At 70.9% G+C, this 19537-nt stretch carries 20 protein-coding genes; 5 read left to right on the top strand and 15 right to left on the bottom strand.

Going from position 1 to position 19537, the window contains the following annotated elements; all coding sequences use genetic code 11:
• Positions 1-9 precede the first annotated feature (9 nt).
• The 3 genes from deoC to DEU32_RS16965 all read left to right on the top strand — a co-directional run bounded on the left by deoC (position 10) and on the right by DEU32_RS16965 (position 2490).
• A complete protein-coding gene (deoC, locus tag DEU32_RS14575) occupies positions 10-771 on the top strand; it encodes a deoxyribose-phosphate aldolase (protein WP_395858330.1) in 762 nt (253 codons plus the stop codon).
• A gap of 137 nt (positions 772-908) precedes the next feature.
• Positions 909-1859 carry an ROK family protein gene (locus DEU32_RS14570; RefSeq protein WP_114851184.1) on the top strand — a complete coding sequence of 317 codons (951 nt, stop codon included), beginning with the start codon at positions 909-911 and terminating at the stop codon, positions 1857-1859.
• 88 nt (positions 1860-1947) lie between these two features.
• Positions 1948-2490: a hypothetical protein gene (locus tag DEU32_RS16965; protein ID WP_147281489.1), complete on the top strand. Its 543-nt coding sequence runs from the start codon at positions 1948-1950 to the stop codon at positions 2488-2490.
• 15 nt (positions 2491-2505) lie between these two features.
• On the opposite strand, the gene DEU32_RS14560 is transcribed toward DEU32_RS16965, so the two are convergent.
• A complete protein-coding gene (locus DEU32_RS14560) occupies positions 2506-4845 on the bottom strand; it encodes a bifunctional (p)ppGpp synthetase/guanosine-3',5'-bis(diphosphate) 3'-pyrophosphohydrolase (protein WP_258554884.1) in 2340 nt (779 codons plus the stop codon).
• A 422-nt stretch (positions 4846-5267) separates the two neighbouring features.
• On the opposite strand from DEU32_RS14560, the gene DEU32_RS14555 reads away from it, so the two are divergent.
• On the top strand, positions 5268-5795 hold the full coding sequence (locus tag DEU32_RS14555) for a hypothetical protein (RefSeq protein ID WP_114851182.1): 528 nt from the start codon (positions 5268-5270) through the stop codon (positions 5793-5795).
• A gap of 75 nt (positions 5796-5870) precedes the next feature.
• Here the strand turns inward: DEU32_RS14555 and DEU32_RS14550 are convergent, their stop codons facing one another.
• The 13 genes from DEU32_RS14550 to DEU32_RS14490 all read right to left on the bottom strand — a co-directional run bounded on the left by DEU32_RS14550 (position 5871) and on the right by DEU32_RS14490 (position 17613).
• A complete protein-coding gene (locus DEU32_RS14550) occupies positions 5871-6236 on the bottom strand; it encodes a rhodanese-like domain-containing protein (RefSeq protein WP_114851181.1) in 366 nt (121 codons plus the stop codon).
• Entirely contained in the window at positions 6236-7240 is a 1005-nt protein-coding gene (gene secF, locus DEU32_RS14545) for a protein translocase subunit SecF (protein ID WP_114851180.1), read from the bottom strand. Before secF ends, DEU32_RS14550 begins: the two co-directional genes overlap by 1 nt.
• The gene (gene secD, locus DEU32_RS14540) at positions 7240-8994 is read right to left on the bottom strand and encodes a protein translocase subunit SecD (RefSeq protein WP_114851179.1); all 1755 of its coding nucleotides are present in this window, start codon (positions 8992-8994) and stop codon (positions 7240-7242) included. The genes secF and secD overlap by 1 nt, the downstream gene beginning before the upstream one ends.
• A 91-nt stretch (positions 8995-9085) precedes the next feature.
• The gene (gene yajC / locus DEU32_RS14535; RefSeq protein ID WP_114851178.1) at positions 9086-9496 is read right to left on the bottom strand and encodes a preprotein translocase subunit YajC; all 411 of its coding nucleotides are present in this window, start codon (positions 9494-9496) and stop codon (positions 9086-9088) included.
• Positions 9497-9623: 127 nt separating this feature from the next.
• Positions 9624-10655 carry a Holliday junction branch migration DNA helicase RuvB gene (gene ruvB / locus DEU32_RS14530; protein WP_114851177.1) on the bottom strand — a complete coding sequence of 344 codons (1032 nt, stop codon included), beginning with the start codon at positions 10653-10655 and terminating at the stop codon, positions 9624-9626.
• Complete coding sequence (ruvA, locus tag DEU32_RS14525; RefSeq protein WP_114851176.1) at positions 10652-11275, bottom strand: Holliday junction branch migration protein RuvA; 624 nt, start codon at positions 11273-11275, stop codon at positions 10652-10654. Before ruvA ends, ruvB begins: the two co-directional genes overlap by 4 nt.
• A 9-nt stretch (positions 11276-11284) precedes the next feature.
• The gene (ruvC, locus tag DEU32_RS14520; protein ID WP_114851175.1) at positions 11285-11953 is read right to left on the bottom strand and encodes a crossover junction endodeoxyribonuclease RuvC; all 669 of its coding nucleotides are present in this window, start codon (positions 11951-11953) and stop codon (positions 11285-11287) included.
• Between the two features lie 4 nt (positions 11954-11957).
• On the bottom strand, positions 11958-12722 hold the full coding sequence (locus DEU32_RS14515; RefSeq protein ID WP_058743032.1) for a YebC/PmpR family DNA-binding transcriptional regulator: 765 nt from the start codon (positions 12720-12722) through the stop codon (positions 11958-11960).
• Positions 12723-12837: 115 nt separating this feature from the next.
• Positions 12838-13431 (bottom strand): pyridoxal 5'-phosphate synthase glutaminase subunit PdxT, encoded by a 594-nt coding sequence (gene pdxT / locus DEU32_RS14510; protein ID WP_114851174.1) that lies wholly within the window; start codon positions 13429-13431, stop codon positions 12838-12840.
• Positions 13428-14348, bottom strand: coding sequence for a pyridoxal 5'-phosphate synthase lyase subunit PdxS (pdxS, locus tag DEU32_RS14505; RefSeq protein WP_058743045.1), 921 nt, complete (start codon positions 14346-14348; stop codon positions 13428-13430). Before pdxS ends, pdxT begins: the two co-directional genes overlap by 4 nt.
• 13 nt (positions 14349-14361) lie before the next feature.
• Complete coding sequence (locus DEU32_RS14500) at positions 14362-14988, bottom strand: HIT domain-containing protein (RefSeq protein ID WP_114851173.1); 627 nt, start codon at positions 14986-14988, stop codon at positions 14362-14364.
• Positions 14988-16976 (bottom strand): threonine--tRNA ligase, encoded by a 1989-nt coding sequence (gene thrS, locus DEU32_RS14495; RefSeq protein WP_114851217.1) that lies wholly within the window; start codon positions 16974-16976, stop codon positions 14988-14990. The genes DEU32_RS14500 and thrS overlap by 1 nt, the downstream gene beginning before the upstream one ends.
• A gap of 94 nt (positions 16977-17070) precedes the next feature.
• Entirely contained in the window at positions 17071-17613 is a 543-nt protein-coding gene (locus DEU32_RS14490; RefSeq protein ID WP_058743030.1) for an adenine phosphoribosyltransferase, read from the bottom strand.
• Positions 17614-17766: 153 nt separating this feature from the next.
• Between DEU32_RS14490 and DEU32_RS14485 the strand changes: the two genes are divergently transcribed.
• Positions 17767-18786, top strand: a complete 1020-nt coding sequence (locus tag DEU32_RS14485; protein WP_114851172.1) for a glycoside hydrolase family 6 protein — start codon at positions 17767-17769, stop codon at positions 18784-18786.
• Positions 18787-18923: 137 nt separating this feature from the next.
• On the opposite strand, the gene DEU32_RS14480 is transcribed toward DEU32_RS14485, so the two are convergent.
• Positions 18924-19157, bottom strand: coding sequence for a hypothetical protein (locus tag DEU32_RS14480; protein ID WP_114851171.1), 234 nt, complete (start codon positions 19155-19157; stop codon positions 18924-18926).
• Positions 19158-19537: the final 380 nt, after the last annotated feature.

The following is a 19537-nucleotide window of genomic DNA, read 5'->3' as shown; positions in this document are numbered from 1 at the left end:
GCTTGCCGGGTGGACAACGCAGCGCTCCCCGATGACCCGCACGCAGCCGAACCGCACGCGATCGACGCCGACGCCGTGCGGGCCCTCATCGACCACGCGATCCTGAAGCCCGAGCTCACCCGCGCCGACGTCGACGCCCAGCTCGACGAGGCCGCGGCGTACCGGGTCTTCAGCGTGTGCGTCCGCCCGAGCGACGTCGCGCACGCCGTGGAGCGCCTGACCGGCACCGGGGTGGGCGTCGGGACGGTCATCGGCTTCCCGCACGGCACCACCTCGACCGGCGCCAAGGTCGCCGAGTCGCTGCAGGCCCTGGCCGACGGTGCGTTCGAGCTCGACATGGTGCAGAACATCGGTGCCGCGAGGTCCGGCGACTGGCAGCGCGTCGAGGACGACGTCCGCGCGGTCGTCCAGGCCGCCGGGAACACCGTCGTGAAGGTCATCCTCGAGACCGCGTTCCTGACCGACGACGAGATCGTCGCGGCCTCGCGTGCCGCCCAGGCAGCGGGTGCCGCGTTCGTGAAGACGTCGACCGGGTTCGCCGGCGGCGGTGCGACCGCCCCGCACATCCGGCTCATGCGCGAGACCGTCGGCGCGGGCACCGGGGTGAAGGCCTCCGGCGGTGTGCGCGGGCTCGACACGCTGCTCGAGATGGTCGAGGCCGGAGCCGACCGCATCGGGACGAGCGCCTCCGCGCGCATCCTCGACGAGGTCGCGCACCGCGCACAGACCGGTGCCGCGTCGTCGCTCGGCGACGACTCCTCGTCCTACTGATCAGATCCACCCGTCCCGACCGCATCCGCGGCCGGGACCGCACCACCTGACCGACCCGCACCGGGCCGGGTCGTACCGGGCGCGACGATGCGTCGACCGGCCGCCCCGAGCCTCCCGTCCGCCGCATCGGAGCGCGCATGACCGACAGCACCGTCCCCGTCCCCCTCGCCCTGGCCGTCGACCTCGGCGGCACGAAGGTCGAAGCGGCCCTCGTGACCGACGCCGGCGTCGTCCTGCCGGCCACGCGCTTCCGCAGCCCCACCGGGCCGGGACGCACGTCCGAGGAACTGCAGGCGGCCGTCGACGAGGTCGTGACGAGCGCCCTCGCCGCACTGCCGGCGGACGGCGTGCTCGTCGGTGTCGGCGTCGGTTCCGCTGGTCCCGTGGACGAGCAGCACGGGCTCGTCTCGCCGCTGAACATGCCGGTGTGGCGCGGGTACCCGCTCCGCGACCGCGTCGCTGCCCACGTCCCCGCCGACGTCCCGGTGACCCTGCGCATGGACGGCCTCGCGATCACGCTCGCCGAGCACTGGGTGGGCGCCGCGCAGGGACACGACCATGTGATGGGCATGATCGTCTCGACCGGGGTCGGCGGCGGACTCATCCTGCACGGCCGGACCGTCAGCGGCCCGACCGGCAACGCCGGGCACGTCGGACACGTCGAGTGCGGCGGGTTCGACGACCCGTGCGCGTGCGGTGGCACCGGCTGCCTCGAAGCCGTCGCGAGCGGCCCGAAGACGGTCGCCTGGGCGCAGCGCCAGGGGTTCACGGGGACCACCGGCGAGGAGCTCGCGGCCGCCTACGCCGCCGGCGACGAGGTCGCGGTGGCCGCCGTCAAGCGCAGCGGCCGCGCGCTCGGGCAGGCGATCGCCGCGGCGACCAGTCTGGTCGACCTCGAGGTCGTCGCCCTCGGCGGCGGGTTCTCCCACGTCTCCCCCGACCTGTTCGAGTACGCCCGCCAGGCTGTCGCCGAGCGGGTCGAGTTCGGCTTCGTCACCAAGGTGCGCATCGTGCCGACGGGGCTGTCGCAGGACGGCCCGCTGATCGGCGCCGCCGCGCTCGTGCACCGCGCCGACGTCCTGCGCTGAGGTCCTGCGGCTGCCGTCGTGCGCCGACGGCGCCGGCGGTTGTCCACAGTGGCTGTCCTGCGGGTGCGCGCTCCGGCAGGATGGCCGGGTGCCGTCGTCCCGACTCCTGACCAGTACGGACTGGCCGGAGGCGGAGCTCCGGGCCGCAGTGCTCGCCGGCGAGCTCGTGCCGGTGGGGTCCTGCTGGACCTCCGTCGCCGAGGCCCAGGTGCCGTCGCTCCGTGCCGAAGCCTGGGCGGCCGACGTGCCCGATCGTCGGCTCGTCGCGTGCGGGGGCAGTGCAGCGTGGATCTGGGGCGGTCGGTCGTGTGCTCCGGAGCCGGCGGAGGCGGCCGCCCCCGTCGGCATCCGGGTCGCCGACGTGACGACCGCGCGCGTGCGGCAGGTACGCATCGGGCCCGAGGACACCGTGGCGCTCGACGGCGTGCGTGTGACGACACCGGTCCGCACGGTCGTCGACCTGCTCCGCGCCATCGGGGACCTCGACCCGGACGCCGCGGACGCCGTGCGGGGGCTCTTCGCGGTGGGTGTGACCGAGCCTGAGGCGGTCCTGGCCGCGCTGGACGCGCTCGGCACCGTCCCGATGGTCCGTCAGGCCGCCAGGCGGCTCGACGCACTCCTCGGGGCCTGACCGGCTGGTCCCGGGTCAGCCGGCACTGACGCGGTAGACGTCGTAGACCGCGTCGATGCGCCGCACCGCGTTGAGCACCCGGTCCAGGTGGGTCGTGTCGCCCATCTCGAACACGAAGCGGCTCAGCGCGAGGCGGTCCGACGAGGTCGAGACGGTGGCGGACAGGATGTTGACGTGGTGGTCGGTCAGGACCCGCGTGACGTCGCTGAGCAGACCGGAGCGGTCGAGCGCCTCGATCTGGATCTGCACGAGGAACACCGACTTCGACGACGGCGCCCACTCGACCTCGATCATGCGGTCGGGCTCGTTCATGAGCGACTTCACGTTCGTGCACGAAGCTTGGTGCACCGAGACGCCCTGGCCGCGGGTGATGAAACCGACGATCTGGTCGCCGGGCACCGGGGTGCAGCACTTGGCGAGCTTGACGAGGATGTCGGGCGCCCCGCGCACGAGCACGCCGCTGTCGCTGTTGCGGAGCTGCCGGCTCGTGACCTGCCGCGGGAACGCGAGCTCGGGCTCGTCGGTCTCGGCCTCGGTCTGGACGCCCGCGAGGATCTTCTCGATGACCGACTGCGTGGAGACGTGCCCCTCGCCGATCGCCGCGTAGAGCGCCGAGACGTCCTCGTAGCGCATCGCCGAGGCCACCTCGGAGATGGAGTCCTGGCTCATGATGCGCTGGAGCGGCAGGTTCTGCTTGCGCATCGCCCGAGCGATGGCGTCGCGTCCCTGCTCGATCGCCTCTTCGCGGCGCTCCTTGGTGAACCACTGCTTGATCTTGTTCCGGGCGCGCGGACTGCGGACGAACGTCAGCCAGTCCTGGCTCGGGCCCGAGTCGGGGTTCTTCGACGTGAAGATCTCGACGACGTCGCCGCTGGACAGCTGGCTCTCGAGCGGCACCAGGCGGCCGTTGACCTTGGCACCCATGGTGCGGTGCCCGATCTCGGTGTGCACGGCGTAGGCGAAGTCGACCGGGGTCGCACCGGCGGGCAGACCGATGACCTTGCCCTGCGGCGTGAAGACGTAGGTCTCCTTCGCGCCGATCTCGTACCGGAGCGAGTCGAGGAACTCCCCCGGGTCGCTCGTCTCCGCTTGCCAGTCGGTGATGTGGGCGAGCCACGCCATGTCCTGGTCGTCGGTGGTCGTCGTGTCGACGTCACGGCCCTGGGCGCGCTGCTTGTACTTCCAGTGCGCCGCGACCCCGAACTCGGCGCGCTGATGCATCTCGTGCGTGCGGATCTGGATCTCGACCGCACGGCCCTGGGGTCCGAGCACCGTGGTGTGGAGCGACTGGTACAGGTTGAACTTCGGGGTCGCGATGTAGTCCTTGAAGCGCCCGGGCAGCGGGGTCCAGCGGGCGTGCACCGAGCCGAGCATGGCGTAGCAGTCGCGCACGGTGGGGACGAGCACGCGGATCCCGACCAGGTCGTAGATCTCGTCGAACTCGCGCCCGCGGACGATCATCTTCTGGTAGATCGAGTAGTACTGCTTCGGTCGGCCCATCACGTCGCCGCGGATCTTCGACGCCTTCAGGTCCTTCTTGAGCGTGCCGATCACGTTCTGCACGAACTGCTCGCGCTTCGGCTGCCGCTCCTTGACCAGGCTGTCGATCTCGACGTAGAGCTTCGGGTGCAGGACTGCGAACGACAGGTCCTCGAGCTCCAGCTTGATCATCTGGATGCCGAGCCGGTGCGCCAGGGGCGCGTAGATCTCGAGCGTCTCCTTCGCCTTGCGCGTGGCGGAGGCGGACTCGACGAAGCCCCACGTGCGGGCGTTGTGCAGACGGTCCGCGAGCTTGATGACGAGCACGCGGATGTCCTTCGACATCGCGATGACCATCTTGCGGACGGTCTCGGCCTGGGCGCTGTCGCCGTACTTGACCTTGTCGAGCTTCGTGACACCGTCGACGAGCATCGCGATCTCGTCGCCGAACTCTGCGCGGAGCTCGTCGAGCTGGTAGTCCGTGTCCTCGACGGTGTCGTGCAGCAGCGCTGCGGCGATCGTGATCGTGCCGATCCCCAGGTCGGCGAGGATCTGCGCGACCGCCACCGGGTGCGTGATGTACGGCTCGCCCGACTTGCGCTTCTGCCCGTCGTGCGCGCGCTCCGCGACCGAGTACGCCCGCTCGATGAGCGTCACGTCGGCCTTCGGGTGGTGCGACCGCACCGTCCGGATCAACGTGTCGACGGCGCCGGCCGGCTGCGCCCGCGAGAAGAGCCGCGGCAGCAGGGACCGGAGCGACCCGATGTTCCCGGTCGTGTTCGGACCGAGCGGACTCGTCGGCCGCGGTGCGGAGCCGGGACGGCTCGCACCGGGCTCGGTCGCACCCTGGGGCGTGGACTCACGGGTGTCCGTCATGGTGCGCCTCCAACGACCGGTATCCGGGTACGGTCTGGCAATCCTACGCGGGTCGCGCACGTGCCTGTGCCGCGTGTTCGCTGACGGCCTCACGTCGGGCTGCCGGAGTCTCGAACAACTCCTGAGCGCTTCTGCAGGTGCGTCTGTCTGCGTCATCCGGGTCATTGACTTCCGACAAATCCTGCCGATACGTTGCCGATGAGGACGGACAAGGGGCCCGTCCCGGAAAGGGCATCAATGTCGATGCCCATCGGGGAGAATTCAATGAAGAAGAAGAAGACGATGCTCGCTGCCTTCGTCGTTCCGATGACAGCCGCTCTTCTCACGGCCGGTGCGCTACCGGCCAACGCGGTGACTCCGAGCAGTGACCACGGCGGCTACGTGGTCGTCGATCCGGCCGCGGCCCAGGTCACGGATGAGGGGTGTTCTACCCGACCGGCAAGATCGGCGCCGACACCGTCGTGGTCGTTCCCGAAGCCGATGGCTCGCTGCCGAACGGCCTGACCACCTCGAAGTTGCAGCAACTGTACGGGCCCCGGGTGGCGCTTCCGGCGTCCGCACGAGGTGACTCGGAGGTCGCGTCCCAGCGAGCAACTGCTGCCGCCGCGTCGAACTACGCGTACCTCGCTTCGAGTGCGTCCAGCTGGTCGAGGTCCTTCGCGGGTCCGAACATCATCGGCGCCGACGCTGCGGTGACGGTCAAGTACCGTTTCACCGTCGCATCGTCGACGGCCCAGACGAACGCCGGGCAGGGCCTGGGTTACTACCGCGGCTACAACGGCAGTCAGTTCGGGACTTGGTCGAAGTGGTACAACCTCGGGGTCGCCGACACCCGAACCCCGGGGTCGACGAGGGTTCCGTGGGGAAATGTCTCCGCGCAGACGATGTTCCGCGCGAAGTGTGGCACGTCGACGATCTGCAGCGGGTCCTTCTCCGCCAGCGGGGTCTGACTCCTGGCAGCGCGATGACAGAGAGGCGGCACCCGAGATGGGTGCCGCCTCTTCGTCTTCGTGTTGTGGGCAGAGTCAGTGCTCGTGACGCGGTTCGCCCTGGGCGTCCTCGGCGGTGGCACCCGCGCGGACGACCGGCTCGCCGGCCTGCTCCCACGCCGTCATCCCGCCGACGAGGTTCACCGCGGGGACACCGGACTGCTCGAGCGCGGCGACGACCCGGGCGGACCGGCCGCCGGAGTGGCAGACGACGATCGCGGGCTGGTCGCCCCCGTCGATCTCCTGCCAGCGGGCGACGAGCTCCGACATGGGCACGAGCGTCGCCTCGGGAGCGTGGACCTCGTCCCACTCCCCCTGCTCGCGGACGTCGAACAGCCGCGCACCGGCGTCGATACGGCGACGGGCCTCGGCGACGTCGACGTCGTGCACCTCGACCGCCATCAGACGGCCTCGGCGGTCGCGTCGACCTCGCGCTGTCGTTTCTCGGCCGCCTGGCGCTTCTTGGCGTCGGCCTGCTTGATCTTCGGCTCGTTCTCGCGCAAGTGGGCGTACATCGGCGACGCGATGAAGATCGTCGAGTACGTGCCCACGATGATGCCGATGAACAGCGCGAGCGAGATGTCCCGCAGCGTGCCGGCGCCGAGCACGTAGGAGCCGATGAACAGGATCGCCGCGACGGGCAGCAGGGCCACGACCGAGGTGTTGATCGACCGGACGAGGGTCTGGTTGACCGCGAGGTTCACCGACTGGACAAAGGTCCGGTGCGACTCCTGGCTCGTGTTCTCACGCACCTTGTCGAACACCACGACGGTGTCGTACAGCGAGTACCCGAGGATCGTCAGGAAGCCGATCACCGCGGCGGGCGTGACCTCGAGCCCGACGATGCCGTACACGCCCGCCGTGATGAGCAGGTCGTGCAGCAGCGCCACCATGGCGGAGACGGACATCTTCCAGGTGCGGAAGTACAGCGCCATGACGACGGCGGCGAGCACGAGGAAGATCACGAGTCCGCGGATCGCCTGGGCGAGCACGTCGGCACCCCACGTCGCACCGATGTACGTCGAGGCGACCTGGTCGTCGGAGACGTCGTACGCCTTCGCGAGGGCGTCCTGCACCTGGGTGGTCTCGCGGTCGGTCAGCTGCTCGGTCTGGACGCGGATGCCGTCCTGGCCGACCTGCGAGACGCGCGGGATGCCCTCGGGCACGATCGACTCGACGGTCCGCGTCGCGATCGACTGGTCGGTCGAGCCGGCGTTCGAGATCGTGAACTCGGAGCCGCCGGTGAACTCGATGCCGAGCTGGTACCCGCCGCGGAGCCACGGCACGGCGAGGGACACCACGATCGCGACGATCGCGACGAGGTACCACGTCTTGCGTCGGCCGACGATGTCGTACGAGCGCTTGCCCGTGTAGAGGTCGCTGCCGAACTGGCTGAAGCTGGCCATCAGTCGTCCTTCCCGTCCGGCGTCGTGCCGTCCTGCGCGCCGGAGGCCTGCTGGGCCTTCCGCTCCGCGATCGTCTGGCGGCGCTGGGCCTCGCCCGCGCTGCGCTGGCGTTTGCCGTCGACCACGGGAGCGCGGAACTGCGCGCGACCGCGGTAGACCGCGCCGAGGGCGGACGGGTCGAGTCCGCTGAACCGGTGCCCCTCGCCGAAGAAGCGGCTGCGGGCGATGAGCTGCATCATCGGGTGCGTGAAGAGCACGACGACGACGACGTCGATGAGCGTGGTGAGGAGCAGCGTGAACGCGAAGCCCTTCACGTCGCTGACCGCGAGGATGTAGAGCACGACGGCGGCGAGGAAGTTGATCGAGTCGGACGCCAGGATCGTGCGGAGGGCGCGCTTCCAGCCCGACTCGACGGCGCTCTCGAGCCCACGGCCGTCACGGAGCTCGTCGCGGATGCGCTCGAAGTAGACGATGAACGAGTCCGCCGTGATGCCGATGGCCACGATCAGACCCGCGACGCCCGCGAGTGAGAGCCGGTAGTCGACGCGCCACGACATGATCGCGATCACCAGGTAGGTGATCACCGCGGCGACGCCGAGCGACAGGACCGTGACGAACGCCAGCGCACGGTACTGGATGATCGAGTAGATCACGACGAGGATCAGGCCGATCAGGCCGGCGACCAGGCCGCCGACGAGCTGCGCGGTGCCGAGCGTCGCGGAGATGTTCTCGTTCGACTGCACCTGGAAGTTGATGGGCAGCGCACCGTACTTCAGCTGGTCGGCGAGGGTCTTCGCCGACTCGGCGGTGAAGCCACCGGTGATCTGCGCCTTGCCGTTCGTGATCGCGGCGTTCGCGGCCGGTGCCTGGATGACCGTGCCGTCGAGGACGATGGCGAACTGGTTCTGCGGCTGCTGGAGCTTGACCAGGCGGCTGGTGACCTGACGGAAGTCGTCCGAGGCCTGGCCCTTGAAGGTCAGGTTGACCGCCCACTCCCCGGTCGTCGCACCCTGCGAGTCGGTGGCGAGGCCCGAAGTCGCGTTGCTGATCCCGGAGCCGGAGACCTCGACCGGGCCGAGGATGTACTTCGCGGCGCCGTCCTGGTCGCAGGTGACGAGCGGCTGGTCGTCGGGTGCCGTCGTGACGTCGTCCGGAGCCTTGCAGTTGTAGTTCGTGTACAGGTCCTGCAACGCGGGCGTGACCTGCGAGAGGTCGCTGCCGTTCGTCGCCTTCGCGGTCGGCGTGGCCTCGAGCGACGCGGGCGGGGTGTACGGCGTCGGCGACGCGGACGCGCCCTTCTCGCCCCCGACGGACGTGCTCGTCGCGGCCTCGGTGTAGAGCACCGGTCGGAAGGTGAGCTTGGCGGCGGCTTCGATGCGGTCGATGGTCGCCTTGTCGGGCTTGCCCGGGATGGACACGACGATGTTGTTCGTGCCCTGCGTGTTGATCTGCGACTCGGAGACACCCGTGGCGTTGATGCGCTGGCGGATGATGTTGACCGCCTGGTTGAGCTGCTGCGAGGTCACCGAGCCGCCCTGGGTGTTCTGCGCGGCGAGCGTCAGCTGCGTGCCGCCCTGCAGGTCGAGCGCCAGCTCGGGCACCCAACTCGCGCCGGCGAACCACTTGCCGGTGTCGTCCTTGGTGTTGGCTGCCAGCACCGACGCAGCGGTGTTCAGGCCCGCGAGTGCGGCCATGATGATCACCAACCAGGTGAGCGAGCGCAACGCCTTCTTGACGGGTGTCGATCGTGCCACCGGTCGTCTCGTCTTTCTGTTCAGGACCGACGGCGACGCCGGCGGCAGGAGTGAGGCCACCGGGTCACGAGGACCCGGTGGCCCGGGGGTGTCAGTCTTCGGTCTTGCGCTTTGCCGCGTCGGATTCGGTCGACTCGACGCGCTGCCCGAACTCCGGCTCGTCGCGACGGTCGTCCTTGCCGAGGTCCAGGACCGGCGCCGCGGCTGCGTCGTCCGTGGTCACGGTCTCGTCGACGTCGGAGGCGTTGTCGTCCACCACGCGCGAGAGCGTCTGACGGTGGACGGTCACGACGGTGCCCGGGGCGATCTCGACGTCGGCGGTGACCTTCTCGTCGTCGACGGAGAGCAGCGTGCCGTAGAGGCCGAAGGAGAGCATGACGCGGGCGCCCGGCTGCATCTTCGTCTGCAGCTCGGCCTGCTGCTTCTTGCGCTTCCGGCTGCTGTAGAACATGAAGGCGGCGAACGCGACGATGATGACGATGAGGAAGATGGATTGATCCATGATGGCGTTGCCTTCTCTGGTTGCTCGGCTTCGGGCCGTAGCAGTCTAGGGCACGGGTCTGCACCCGTCCGGTCGCGCGGGGTGCTGCACCCGGCGCATGACTCAGGATGCAGAATACCGCATGCCGCTACTCGTTGTCGAACAGGTCCGGCTGCATCCCGGTGGCGGCGCCCGGCGTCAGGCCGAAGTGGCGCCAGGCCTGCGGGGTGGCGATCCGACCGCGCGGCGTCCGCGTGACGAGGCCGACCCGCACGAGGAACGGCTCGACCACGGACTCGATGGTCTCGGACTCCTCGCCGACGGACACCGCGAGGGTGTTCAGGCCGACCGGACCCCCGTCGAAGCGCGTGAGCATCGTCTCGACGACGGCCCGGTCGAGGCGGTCGAGACCGAGTTCGTCGACGTCGTACAGGTCGAGCGCCCCCTGGACGGCCGTCATGCCGTCGGCGGTGCCGTGCACGAGCGCGTAGTCCCGGACCCGGCGGAGCAGACGGTTCGCGATGCGTGGGGTCCCTCGGGAGCGCCCGGCGATCTCGCGGAGCGCCGAGCGGTCGATGCGCAGGTCGAGCAGGTGGGCGGCGCGGATCAGGACCTGTTCGAGCTCGTCCTTCTCGTAGAACTCGAGGTGTGCCGTGAAGCCGAAGCGATCGCGCAGGGGGTTCGGGAGGAGGCCCGCGCGGGTGGTCGCCCCGACGAGCGTGAACGGCGCGAGGTCGAGCGGGATGCTCGTCGCGCCAGCACCCTTGCCGACCATGACGTCGATGCGGAAGTCCTCCATCGCGAGGTAGAGCATCTCCTCTGCGGAGCGCGCCATGCGGTGGATCTCGTCGATGAACAGGACCTCGCCCGGGACGAGCGACGAGAGCACCGCCGCGAGGTCACCGGCGTGCTGGATCGCCGGCCCGCTCGACATCCGCAGCGGACGGCCGGACTCGTGCGCGACGATCATCGCGAGCGTCGTCTTGCCGAGGCCGGGCGGCCCGGCCATCAGGATGTGGTCCGGCGTGCGCTCCTGCATCGCGGCGGCCTTGAGCAGCAGGTCGAGCTGGCCGCGGACTTTGCGCTGGCCGACGAACTCGTCCAGGGACTTCGGCCGGAGCGCGCCCTCGAACGCGAGCTCTTCCTGCGACTCGGCGCCGGCGGAGGTGATGCCGCTCACCGTCCGGCCCCCGCGGGACGGAGGGTCCCGAGCGCGGCGCGGAGGAGCGACTGCGTGCCCATGGCGGCGGCGCCCGGGTCGGTGGCGACGACCGAGTCGACGGCGGACTGCGCGGCGTCCTCGCGCCACCCGAGGCCGACGAGCGCCGAGACGACGTCGATCGCGGCGGGGTGTGCCCCGGCGGCACCCGCGACCGTGGCGCCGGCGGGTGCCTGCTCGAAGGCGAGGAGCTTGCCGGAGAGCGCGACCGTGATGAGCTTGGCGGTCTTCGGGCCGATGCCGGAGACCTTGCGGAAGACGGCGTCGTCCTCGGCGGCCACGGCGTTCGCGACCTGGGCAGGGTCGAGGTGTGCGAGCACCCCCATCGCGGACTTCGGGCCGACTCCCGACACGCTGCGCAGGAAGTCGAAGACCTGCAGCGCCTCGGCCGACTCGAAGCCGAACAGCTGGTGCTCGTCCTCGCGCACGATCATCCGCGTGCGCAGGAACACGTCTGACCCGTGGCGCATCGTCAGCGCGTGCGCCGGGGTGACGGTCACGGCGTACCCGACTCCCCCGACCTCGACCACCACGGCCGATCCGGCGATGTCGATGCAGGTTCCCCGGAGGCTCGCGATCATGCTCCGAGCCTAGGGCTGCCCACCGACGGAGCCGGCCCGCCGCGCGGCGGCGCCCCGGCCAGGAGCGAACGGTGCGCCGCCGCCCGGACGCGCCGCGGCGGCCGCGCGGGCGAGCGGGGAGTCCGCGGTGCCGGCATGCGCGTCCCGCCAGGCGCGCTGTGCCGGGGTGAGCGTCGCCGGACCGGGGCCGACCCGGTCGGGTGATCCGAGCCTCCAGGCATGGCACACGGCCAGCGCGAGCGCGTCCGCGGCGTCCGCCGGCTTCGGGGCCTCGTCGAGTCCGAGCACCCGGGCGATCATGGTCTGCACCTGCCGCTTGTCGGCGTTGCCGTAGCCGGTGACGGCGGCCTTGACCTCGGACGGCGTGTGCAGTCCGACGGGCAGACCGCGCGCCGCCGCGGCGTGCAGCGCGAGTCCGGCGGCCTGGGCCGTGCCCATCACCGTCCGGACGTTCGCCTGCGCGAAGACGCGCTCGACGGCGACGGCGTCCGGACGGTGCTCGTCGATCTCGGCGGCGATGCCGTCCGCGATGCGGAGCAGGCGCTGTTCGAGCGCCATGTCGGCCGGTGTGCGCACGACGGTGACGTGCACGAGCCGGGCACGCCGGTTCGGTGCGACCTCGACCACGCCGACGCCGCACCGGGTGAGCCCGGGGTCGACCCCGAGCACCCGGAGCATCGGACTAGTCCTCGTCCTCGTCGAGCTCGGCCTGGACGTCCGCGGGGATGTCGAAGTTCGCGTAGACGTTCTGCACGTCGTCCGAGTCCTCGAGCGCGTCGATCAGCTTGAAGACCTTGCGCGCGGTGTCCGCGTCGACCGGGACCTTGACGCCGGGGACGAACTCGGCGTCGGCGGAGTCGTAGTCGATGCCGGCGTCCTGCAGCGCGGTGCGCGCCGCCACCAGGTCGGTCGCCTCGGTGATGACCTCGAAGCCACCGCCCTGGTCGATGACGTCCTCGACGCCCGCGTCGAGCACGGCCGTCATGACGGTGTCCTCGTCGAGGCCGTCGACCTTCGTCACCGAGATGACGCCCTTGCGGGAGAAGTTGTAGGCGACGCTGCCCGGGTCGGCCATGGTGCCGCCGTTGCGGGACATCGCCGTCCGGACCTCGGCCGCGGCGCGGTTCTTGTTGTCGGTGAGGCACTCGACGAGCATCGCGACGCCGTTCGGGCCGTAGCCCTCGTACATGATCGTCGTGTACTCGATCGACTCACCGGTCAGACCGGCGCCGCGCTTGATGGCGCGGTCGATGTTGTCGTTCGGCACCGAGGTCTTCTTGGCCTTCTGGACCGCGTCGACCAGGGTCGGGTTGCCCGACAGGTCGGCCCCGCCCATCTTGGCCGCGACCTCGATGTTCTTGATGAGCTTGGCGAACGACTTCGCGCGGCGCTGGTCGATGACCGCCTTCTTGTGCTTGGTCGTTGCCCACTTGGAATGCCCGGACACGGTGCTCCTTGGTCTCGCTGAAGATCCGGACCAGTCTACCGGCCGGGAGGATCGGATCGCCGCCGCCCCGCGGGTCGCGTCCCAGCCCGGTCGCGCCCGGCATCCGGGGCAGGCGTCAGGCGGAGCGGACCATCGCCAGGAAGCGACGGTGGAAGCGGTCCTCGCCCGCGACCTCGGGGTGGAACGCGCTCGCGAGGACGTTGCCCTGCTGCACGGCGACGACCTGTCCGTCCGCGAGGGCGCCGAGGACCTGGACGTCGGTGCCGTGCTGCTCCACCACGGGCGCGCGGATGAACACCGCGTGCACCGGGGCCTCGCCGAGCGCCGGCATCGGGATGTCGGTCTCGAAGGAGTCGTTCTGGCTGCCGAACGCGTTGCGGCGCACCGTCGTGTCGAGCACGTCGAGCGTCTGCTGCCCCGGGATCCCCGCGGCGATGCGCGACGAGAGCATGATCATCCCCGCGCAGGTGCCGTACGTCGGGAGCCCGCCGCGGATCGCCGCGGACAGGGGCTCGGCCACGCCGAAGGCCCGGGAGAGCTTGTCCATGACGCTCGACTCGCCGCCCGGGATCACGACACCGTCGAGGGCGTCGATCTCCTCCGGGCGGCGGAGCGGCACGACGTCGGCGCCGAGCTCCGTCAGCGACGCGATGTGCTCGCGGAAGTCACCCTGCAGCGCGAGGACCCCGATGCGGGGTCGGGCGCTCACCAGCCGCGCTCGGCGAGACGGTGCGGGGCGGGGACGTCGGCGACGTTGATGCCGACCATGGCCTCGCCGAGCCCGCGGGACACCTCGGCGATGACCTTGGGGTCGTCGTGGAAGGTGACGGCCTTGACGATGGCGGCGGCGCGCTTCGCGGGGTCGCCGGACTTGAAGATGCCGGACCCGACGAACACGCCGTCGGCACCGAGCTGCATCATCATCGCGGCGTCGGCCGGGGTGGCGACACCGCCGGCGGTGAAGAGCACGACCGGGAGCTTGCCTGTCTGGGCGACCTCCTTGACGACGTCGAACGGCGCCTGGAGCTCCTTCGCGGCGACGTAGAGCTCGTCCTCCTTGAGGTACCGGAGCGCCGCGATCTCCTTCGAGATGGTGCGGATGTGCTTCGTCGCCTCGGACACGTCTCCGGTGCCGGCCTCGCCCTTGGAGCGGATCATCGCGGCACCCTCGGTGATGCGACGGAGTGCCTCGCCCAGGTTGGTGGCGCCGCAGACGAACGGCGTGGTGAAGTTCCACTTGTCGATGTGGTTGACGTAGTCGGCGGGCGACAGGACCTCGGACTCGTCGATGTAGTCGACGCCGAGCTCCTGGAGCACCTGTGCCTCGACGAAGTGGCCGATGCGGGCCTTCGCCATGACGGGGATCGACACCGAGGCGATGATCTCCTCGATCATCGAGGGGTCGGACATGCGGGCGACGCCGCCCTGCGCGCGGATGTCGGCGGGGACGCGCTCGAGGGCCATGACGGCGGTCGCGCCGGCTTCCTCCGCGATGCGGGCCTGCTCGGCGTCGACGACGTCCATGATCACGCCGCCCTTGAGCATCTCGGCGAGACCGCGCTTGACGCGGTCGGAGCCGGTGATCGAGGTGCCGTTGGTGCCCGAGGTGCTGGTGCTGTCGCTCATGATGCCCTCCACTCTAGTGCGCCGTCGGCCAGCCTTCCGCGACGAGTCGGCGGGTGTCCCCCAGCAGCTGGGACATCGACTTCGTCCGGGCGATGATCGGGAAGAAGTTCGAGTCCGAGGCCCACCGCGGGACGACGTGCTGGTGCAGGTGCCCGGCCACCCCGGCGCCGGCGATCTCGCCCTGGTTCATGCCGATGTTGAAGCCGTCGCAGTGCGACACGGCACGCAGCACGCGCATCGCCGTCTGGGTCAGCTCCGCCATCTCGCGGGTCTCGTCCGGCGTCGCCTCGTCGTAGAGCGGGACGTGCCGGTACGGGCAGACGAGCAGGTGGCCGTTGTTGTACGGGAACAGGTTGAGCAGGACGTAGGCGTGCTCGCCGCGGGCGACGATGAGGGCGTCCTCGTCGGACTTCTGCGGTGCCTCGCAGAACGGGCAGTCGTCCTCGTGCCCGCGGCCCTTCCCCTCGCGACCGGCGTCGATGTACGCCATCCGGTGCGGGTTCCAGAGCCGCTGGAAGGCGTCCGGGACGGCCGCGCCGGTCGCGGCGTCCCGGATGACCAGCGGGTCGGGACCGACCACGTCGTCGACGTGACCGGTCCCGGGGACCGACGGCGTGCCTCCCGGCTGCTCGGCGACCATCAGACCTGCGTGCGGTCGCGGATCGCGGTGAGGATGCGCTCGACCGCCTCGTCCACGGGCACGCCGTTGTCCTGGCGGCCGTCGCGGAAGCGGAAGCTCACGGCGCCGGCGTCGCGGTCGTCGCCGCCGGCGATGAGCTGGAACGGCACCTTCGCCTTGGTGTGCGTGCGGATCTTCTTCTGCATGCGGTCGTCCGAGTGGTCGACCTCGGCGCGGACCCCGTGCGAGCGGAGCTTCGCGACGACCTCGTCGAGGTAGTCGCCGTACTCGGCGGCGACCGGGATCGCGACGACCTGGACCGGGGACAGCCACGCCGGGAACGCGCCCGCGTAGTGCTCGGTGAGGACGCCGAAGAAGCGCTCGATCGAGCCGAACAGGGCGCGGTGGATCATCACCGGGCGCTGACGCGAGCCGTCCGGCGCCGTGTACTCGAGGCCGAAGCGCTCCGGCAGGTTGAAGTCGAGCTGCACGGTCGACATCTGCCACGTGCGGCCGATGGCGTCACGGGCCTGCACCGAGATCTTCGGGCCGTAGAACGCCGCGCCCGCCGGGTCCGGGACGAGCTCGAGCCCGGACTCCTCGGCGACCTCGCGCAGGGTGTCCGTCGCGACCTCCCAGACCTCGTCGTCGCCGACGTACTTCTCCGGGTCCTTCGTGGAGAGCTCGAGGTAGAAGTCGTCGAGGCCGTAATCGCGGAGCAGCGAGAGGACGAACTGGAGCGTCGTGGTGAGCTCCTCCTTCATCTTCTCCTGCGTGGTGAAGATGTGGGCGTCGTCCTGGGTCATGCCGCGGACGCGCGTGAGGCCGTGGATGACGCCGGACTTCTCGTTGCGGTAGACCGTGCCGAACTCGAACATCCGCAGCGGCAGGTCGCGGTAGGAGCGGGCCTGCGAGCGGTACGCCAGGATGTGCATCGGGCAGTTCATCGGCTTGAGGTAGTAGTCCGCCCCCTGCCGCGTGACGTTGCCGTCTTCGTCGGTCGCCTGGTCCATGTGCATGGCCGGGAACATGCCGTCCTTGTACCAGCCGAGGTGGCCCGACTGCTCGAACAGGTCGCCCTTGGTGATGTGCGGCGTGTAGACGAAGGAGTAGCCCTCCTGTTCGTGCCGGCGGCGCGAGTAGTCCTCCATCTCGCGGCGGATGATGCCGCCCTTCGGGTGGAAGATCGCCAGGCCCGAGCCGATCTCGTCGGGGAACGAGAACAGGTCGAGCTCGGCACCGAGCTTTCGGTGGTCACGCTTCGCTGCCTCTTCGAGCCGGAGCTGGTACGCCTTGAGCTGCTCCTTGTCCGGCCACGCCGTGCCGTAGACGCGCTGCAGCTGCGGGTTCTTCTCGGAGCCGCGCCAGTAGGCCGCCGCCACGCGCATGAGCTTCGACGCGTTGCCGATCCAGCGGGTGTGCGGGACGTGCGGGCCGCGGCAGAGGTCCTGCCAGACGACCTCGCCGGACTTCGGGTCGACGTTCTCGTAGACGGTGAGCTCGCCGGCGCCGACCTCGACGCTCTCGCCGGAGTCGCCGTCGGCCGCGGCGCCCTTGAGGCCGATGAGCTCCTGCTTGTAGGGCTCCCCCGCCATGCGCTCACGGGCTTCGTCGTCGGTGACCACGACGCGGCGGAAGCGCTGGGCCTGGCGGATGATCCGGTCCATGCCCTTCTCGATCGCCTTGAGGTCCTCGGGCGTGAACGGCTCGGCGACGTCGAAGTCGTAGTAGTAGCCGTCGGTGACGGGCGGGCCGATGCCGAGCTTGGCGTCCGGGTTGATCTGCTGGACCGCCTGTGCGAGCACGTGCGCGGCCGAGTGCCGGAGGATGTCGAGGCCGTCCTGCTCCTGCAGCGTCACCGCCTCGGCGGTCTCGCCGTCCTGCACGGCCGCGTCGAGGTCCTTCAGGACACCGCCGACGCGGATGGCGACGACGCCGCGCTCGCCGTCGAAGAGCTCGGTGCCCGTCGTGGCCGTCGTCGCGGTGCGGGGCTCGGGTGCCTGGGGCAGGTCTGCGGGCTCGGGTGCGACTGCGTCGGTCACGATCGTGGTGCTCCTCGGTTGGTTCAGGGGTGGGTCAAGACTAGTGCGCGGTCACGCCGGTTCAGGCGGGCACGCGCCCGAGCGTGGTGACTGGCAAGCGCGGCTCGAGGCGCTCGCGCCCGGCCAGGCCGTCGAGCTCGAGGAGCGACGCGAAGCCGATCGCCTCGTAGCCGGCACGCTCGAGCAGCGTGACGGTGGCCGCCGCCGTGCCACCGGTCGCCAGGACGTCGTCGACGACGAGCACCCGGGTCCCCTGCGGCAGCTGGCCCGGGCGGAGCTCGAGCTCCGCCTCGCCGTACTCCAGCGCGTACTGCTCGCTGAGGACCTCGCCGGGGAGCTTCCCCGCCTTGCGGACGGTCAGGACGCCGACCTGGTGCTGCGCGGCGATCCCGCCGGCGAGGGCGAACCCACGGGCCTCGATGCCGGCGACCGCCTGGAACCCGGCGCCGACGGCGAACGGTGCGGCGAGGGCCTCGCAGACGCGGCCGAACGCGACGGGGTCGGAGAACACCGGGGTCACGTCGCGGAACAGGATGCCGGGCTTCGGGAAGTCCGGCACGATCGCGGTGAGACGTTCGACGAGGGCAGCAGCGGTTTCGGTCACCGCACAACGGTAGTCGACCGCGTGGGCGGACCACGCCGAGGGCGGTCCCTGCCCCTCGTTCTGGTGCTCGACGCGCGGGCCGGTGAGGGGTTCCCATTGGACGAGGACCGGTCGACCGGGTGCACGGGGCGCCCTCCTGGTCGGGAGGAAACCGTGCACCACCGCGTCAGCACCCTGGCCACCGCCGCGCTCACGGCGGCGGTCGTGGTCGTCGGCCTGTCGGTCGCGCCGAGCAGTGCGACGGCTGCGTCACGGGCGGCGCGTGCGCCGATCGCGGCGGGCACCATCAGGACGGCGCCCGCGAGTGCGGTGTTCGCCGGCGGACTGACCGTGCAGCCGGACAACCAACCCGCCGCCGCGGCCGCCGCTCTCGCCGCGCAGGGCCGGACCGCCGACGCGGCGGCTGCTCGAACGATCGCGGCGCAGCCCATCGCCACCTGGCTGGGCGACTGGCTCCGCGGCGACCAGCTGGACCGCGTCGTGGCCCGCAACCTCGCCGCGGCCGAGAAGAGCGGGACGACTCCGGTGTTCGTCACGTACGCGATCCCGAACCGGGACTGTGGTGGGTACTCGGCCGGCGGACTCAGCGCAGCGGAGTACCCCGTGTGGAACCAGCGGATCGCGACGATGCTCCGCGGCCACCGTGCCGTCGTCCTCGTCGAACCGGACTCGCTGTCCCACCTGACCTCGTGCGTGTCCGAGAGCGCGACCCGCCCAGCACTGGTGGCCACGGCGGTCCGTGCGTTCGCGGACGCCGGAGTCCCCGCGTACCTGGACGGCGGGAACGAGGACTGGAACCCGCCGGCCGTGCAGGCGACCCTGCTGCAGCGCGCGGGCATCGACCGAGCGCGGGGTTTCTACACGAACGTGGCGAACTTCTACGGTGTGGACGGGGAGCGCGCCTACGCCGAGCGTCTCAGCGCACTGGTCGGTGGCGCGCGCTACGTGATCGACGTGTCCCGGAACGGGCGCGGGTGGCGCGGCACGTGGTGCAACCCGTCGGGCGCCGGACTCGGGCAGACGCCGCGGATCACCGGCGGGACCACGAGGCTCGACGCCCTGCTGTGGGTGAAGACCCCCGGCGCCAGCGACGGGACCTGCAAAGGCGGACCGGCTGCCGGGACGTGGTTCCCGGCGTACGCGGTCGCCCTCGTGGCGAACCGGAAGCCGTAGCGCGGCGACGGGTCGGCGCGCGTCGAACCGACGAAGCGACGTCGAACCAGGCGGGGTGCCCGGTTCGACGTCGCGTTCGTGGTTCGGAGCGGCCGCGCGGCAGCGGCAGAGCGGCCGAACAGCCGCGACCGCGGGGCTCAGCGCCACATGCGCATGACGGCGCTGTGCACGAGCAGGTCCACCTCGCGCTGGCGCTGCTCGCGCTCGAGTCGCAGCCGGGTGGCGTGGTCGACGTCGTGCCGCACGTGGTGGGTGCGCCGGCTCCAGATGATCAGGGACATGCCGACCCGGAGGGCGATGCGGTCGGCGAGGGAGACCCGGCGCCGGGGCGCACGGGTACTGGGAGGGCGGACGTCGAGGTCGTTCGACACGGTGGTGCCTTTCTGGCAGGAGGGCAGGACGGAACAACCCGCAGGAGCGGGCAGGAATGCAGTGCCGGAGCGCGCCGGAAATGCACGCGACGACATTCCGCGCGGCGACCGAGAATGTCGGCACGCGGCACTGGAAGATCGTGGGGACGTCGTCCGCTCAGCCCACGGGACGCGCCGCGCGCGTCCGGTCAGGACCGGATCTGCGACGGGCGGTCGCGCCCCGGACAGGACCCGCGGAGCGCGCCCGCAAGGCGGGCTCGCAGGGCGGAACCGACGAGCGCGTCAGCCGCGTGGATCAGCAGCGTTGCGCCGAGCTCCTCGGGCGCAGCTGATCGAGCGCAGCCTCCTCGGCACGGCCGGGTGGGCTGGAGGGGACGTCC

The sequence above is a fragment of the Curtobacterium sp. AG1037 genome (assembly GCF_003349855.1).
GTDB classification, from domain to species: domain Bacteria; phylum Actinomycetota; class Actinomycetes; order Actinomycetales; family Microbacteriaceae; genus Curtobacterium; species Curtobacterium citreum.
Note: the sequence above shows the minus strand (reverse complement) of the source record. Positions and strands in the feature narration are given on the sequence as shown.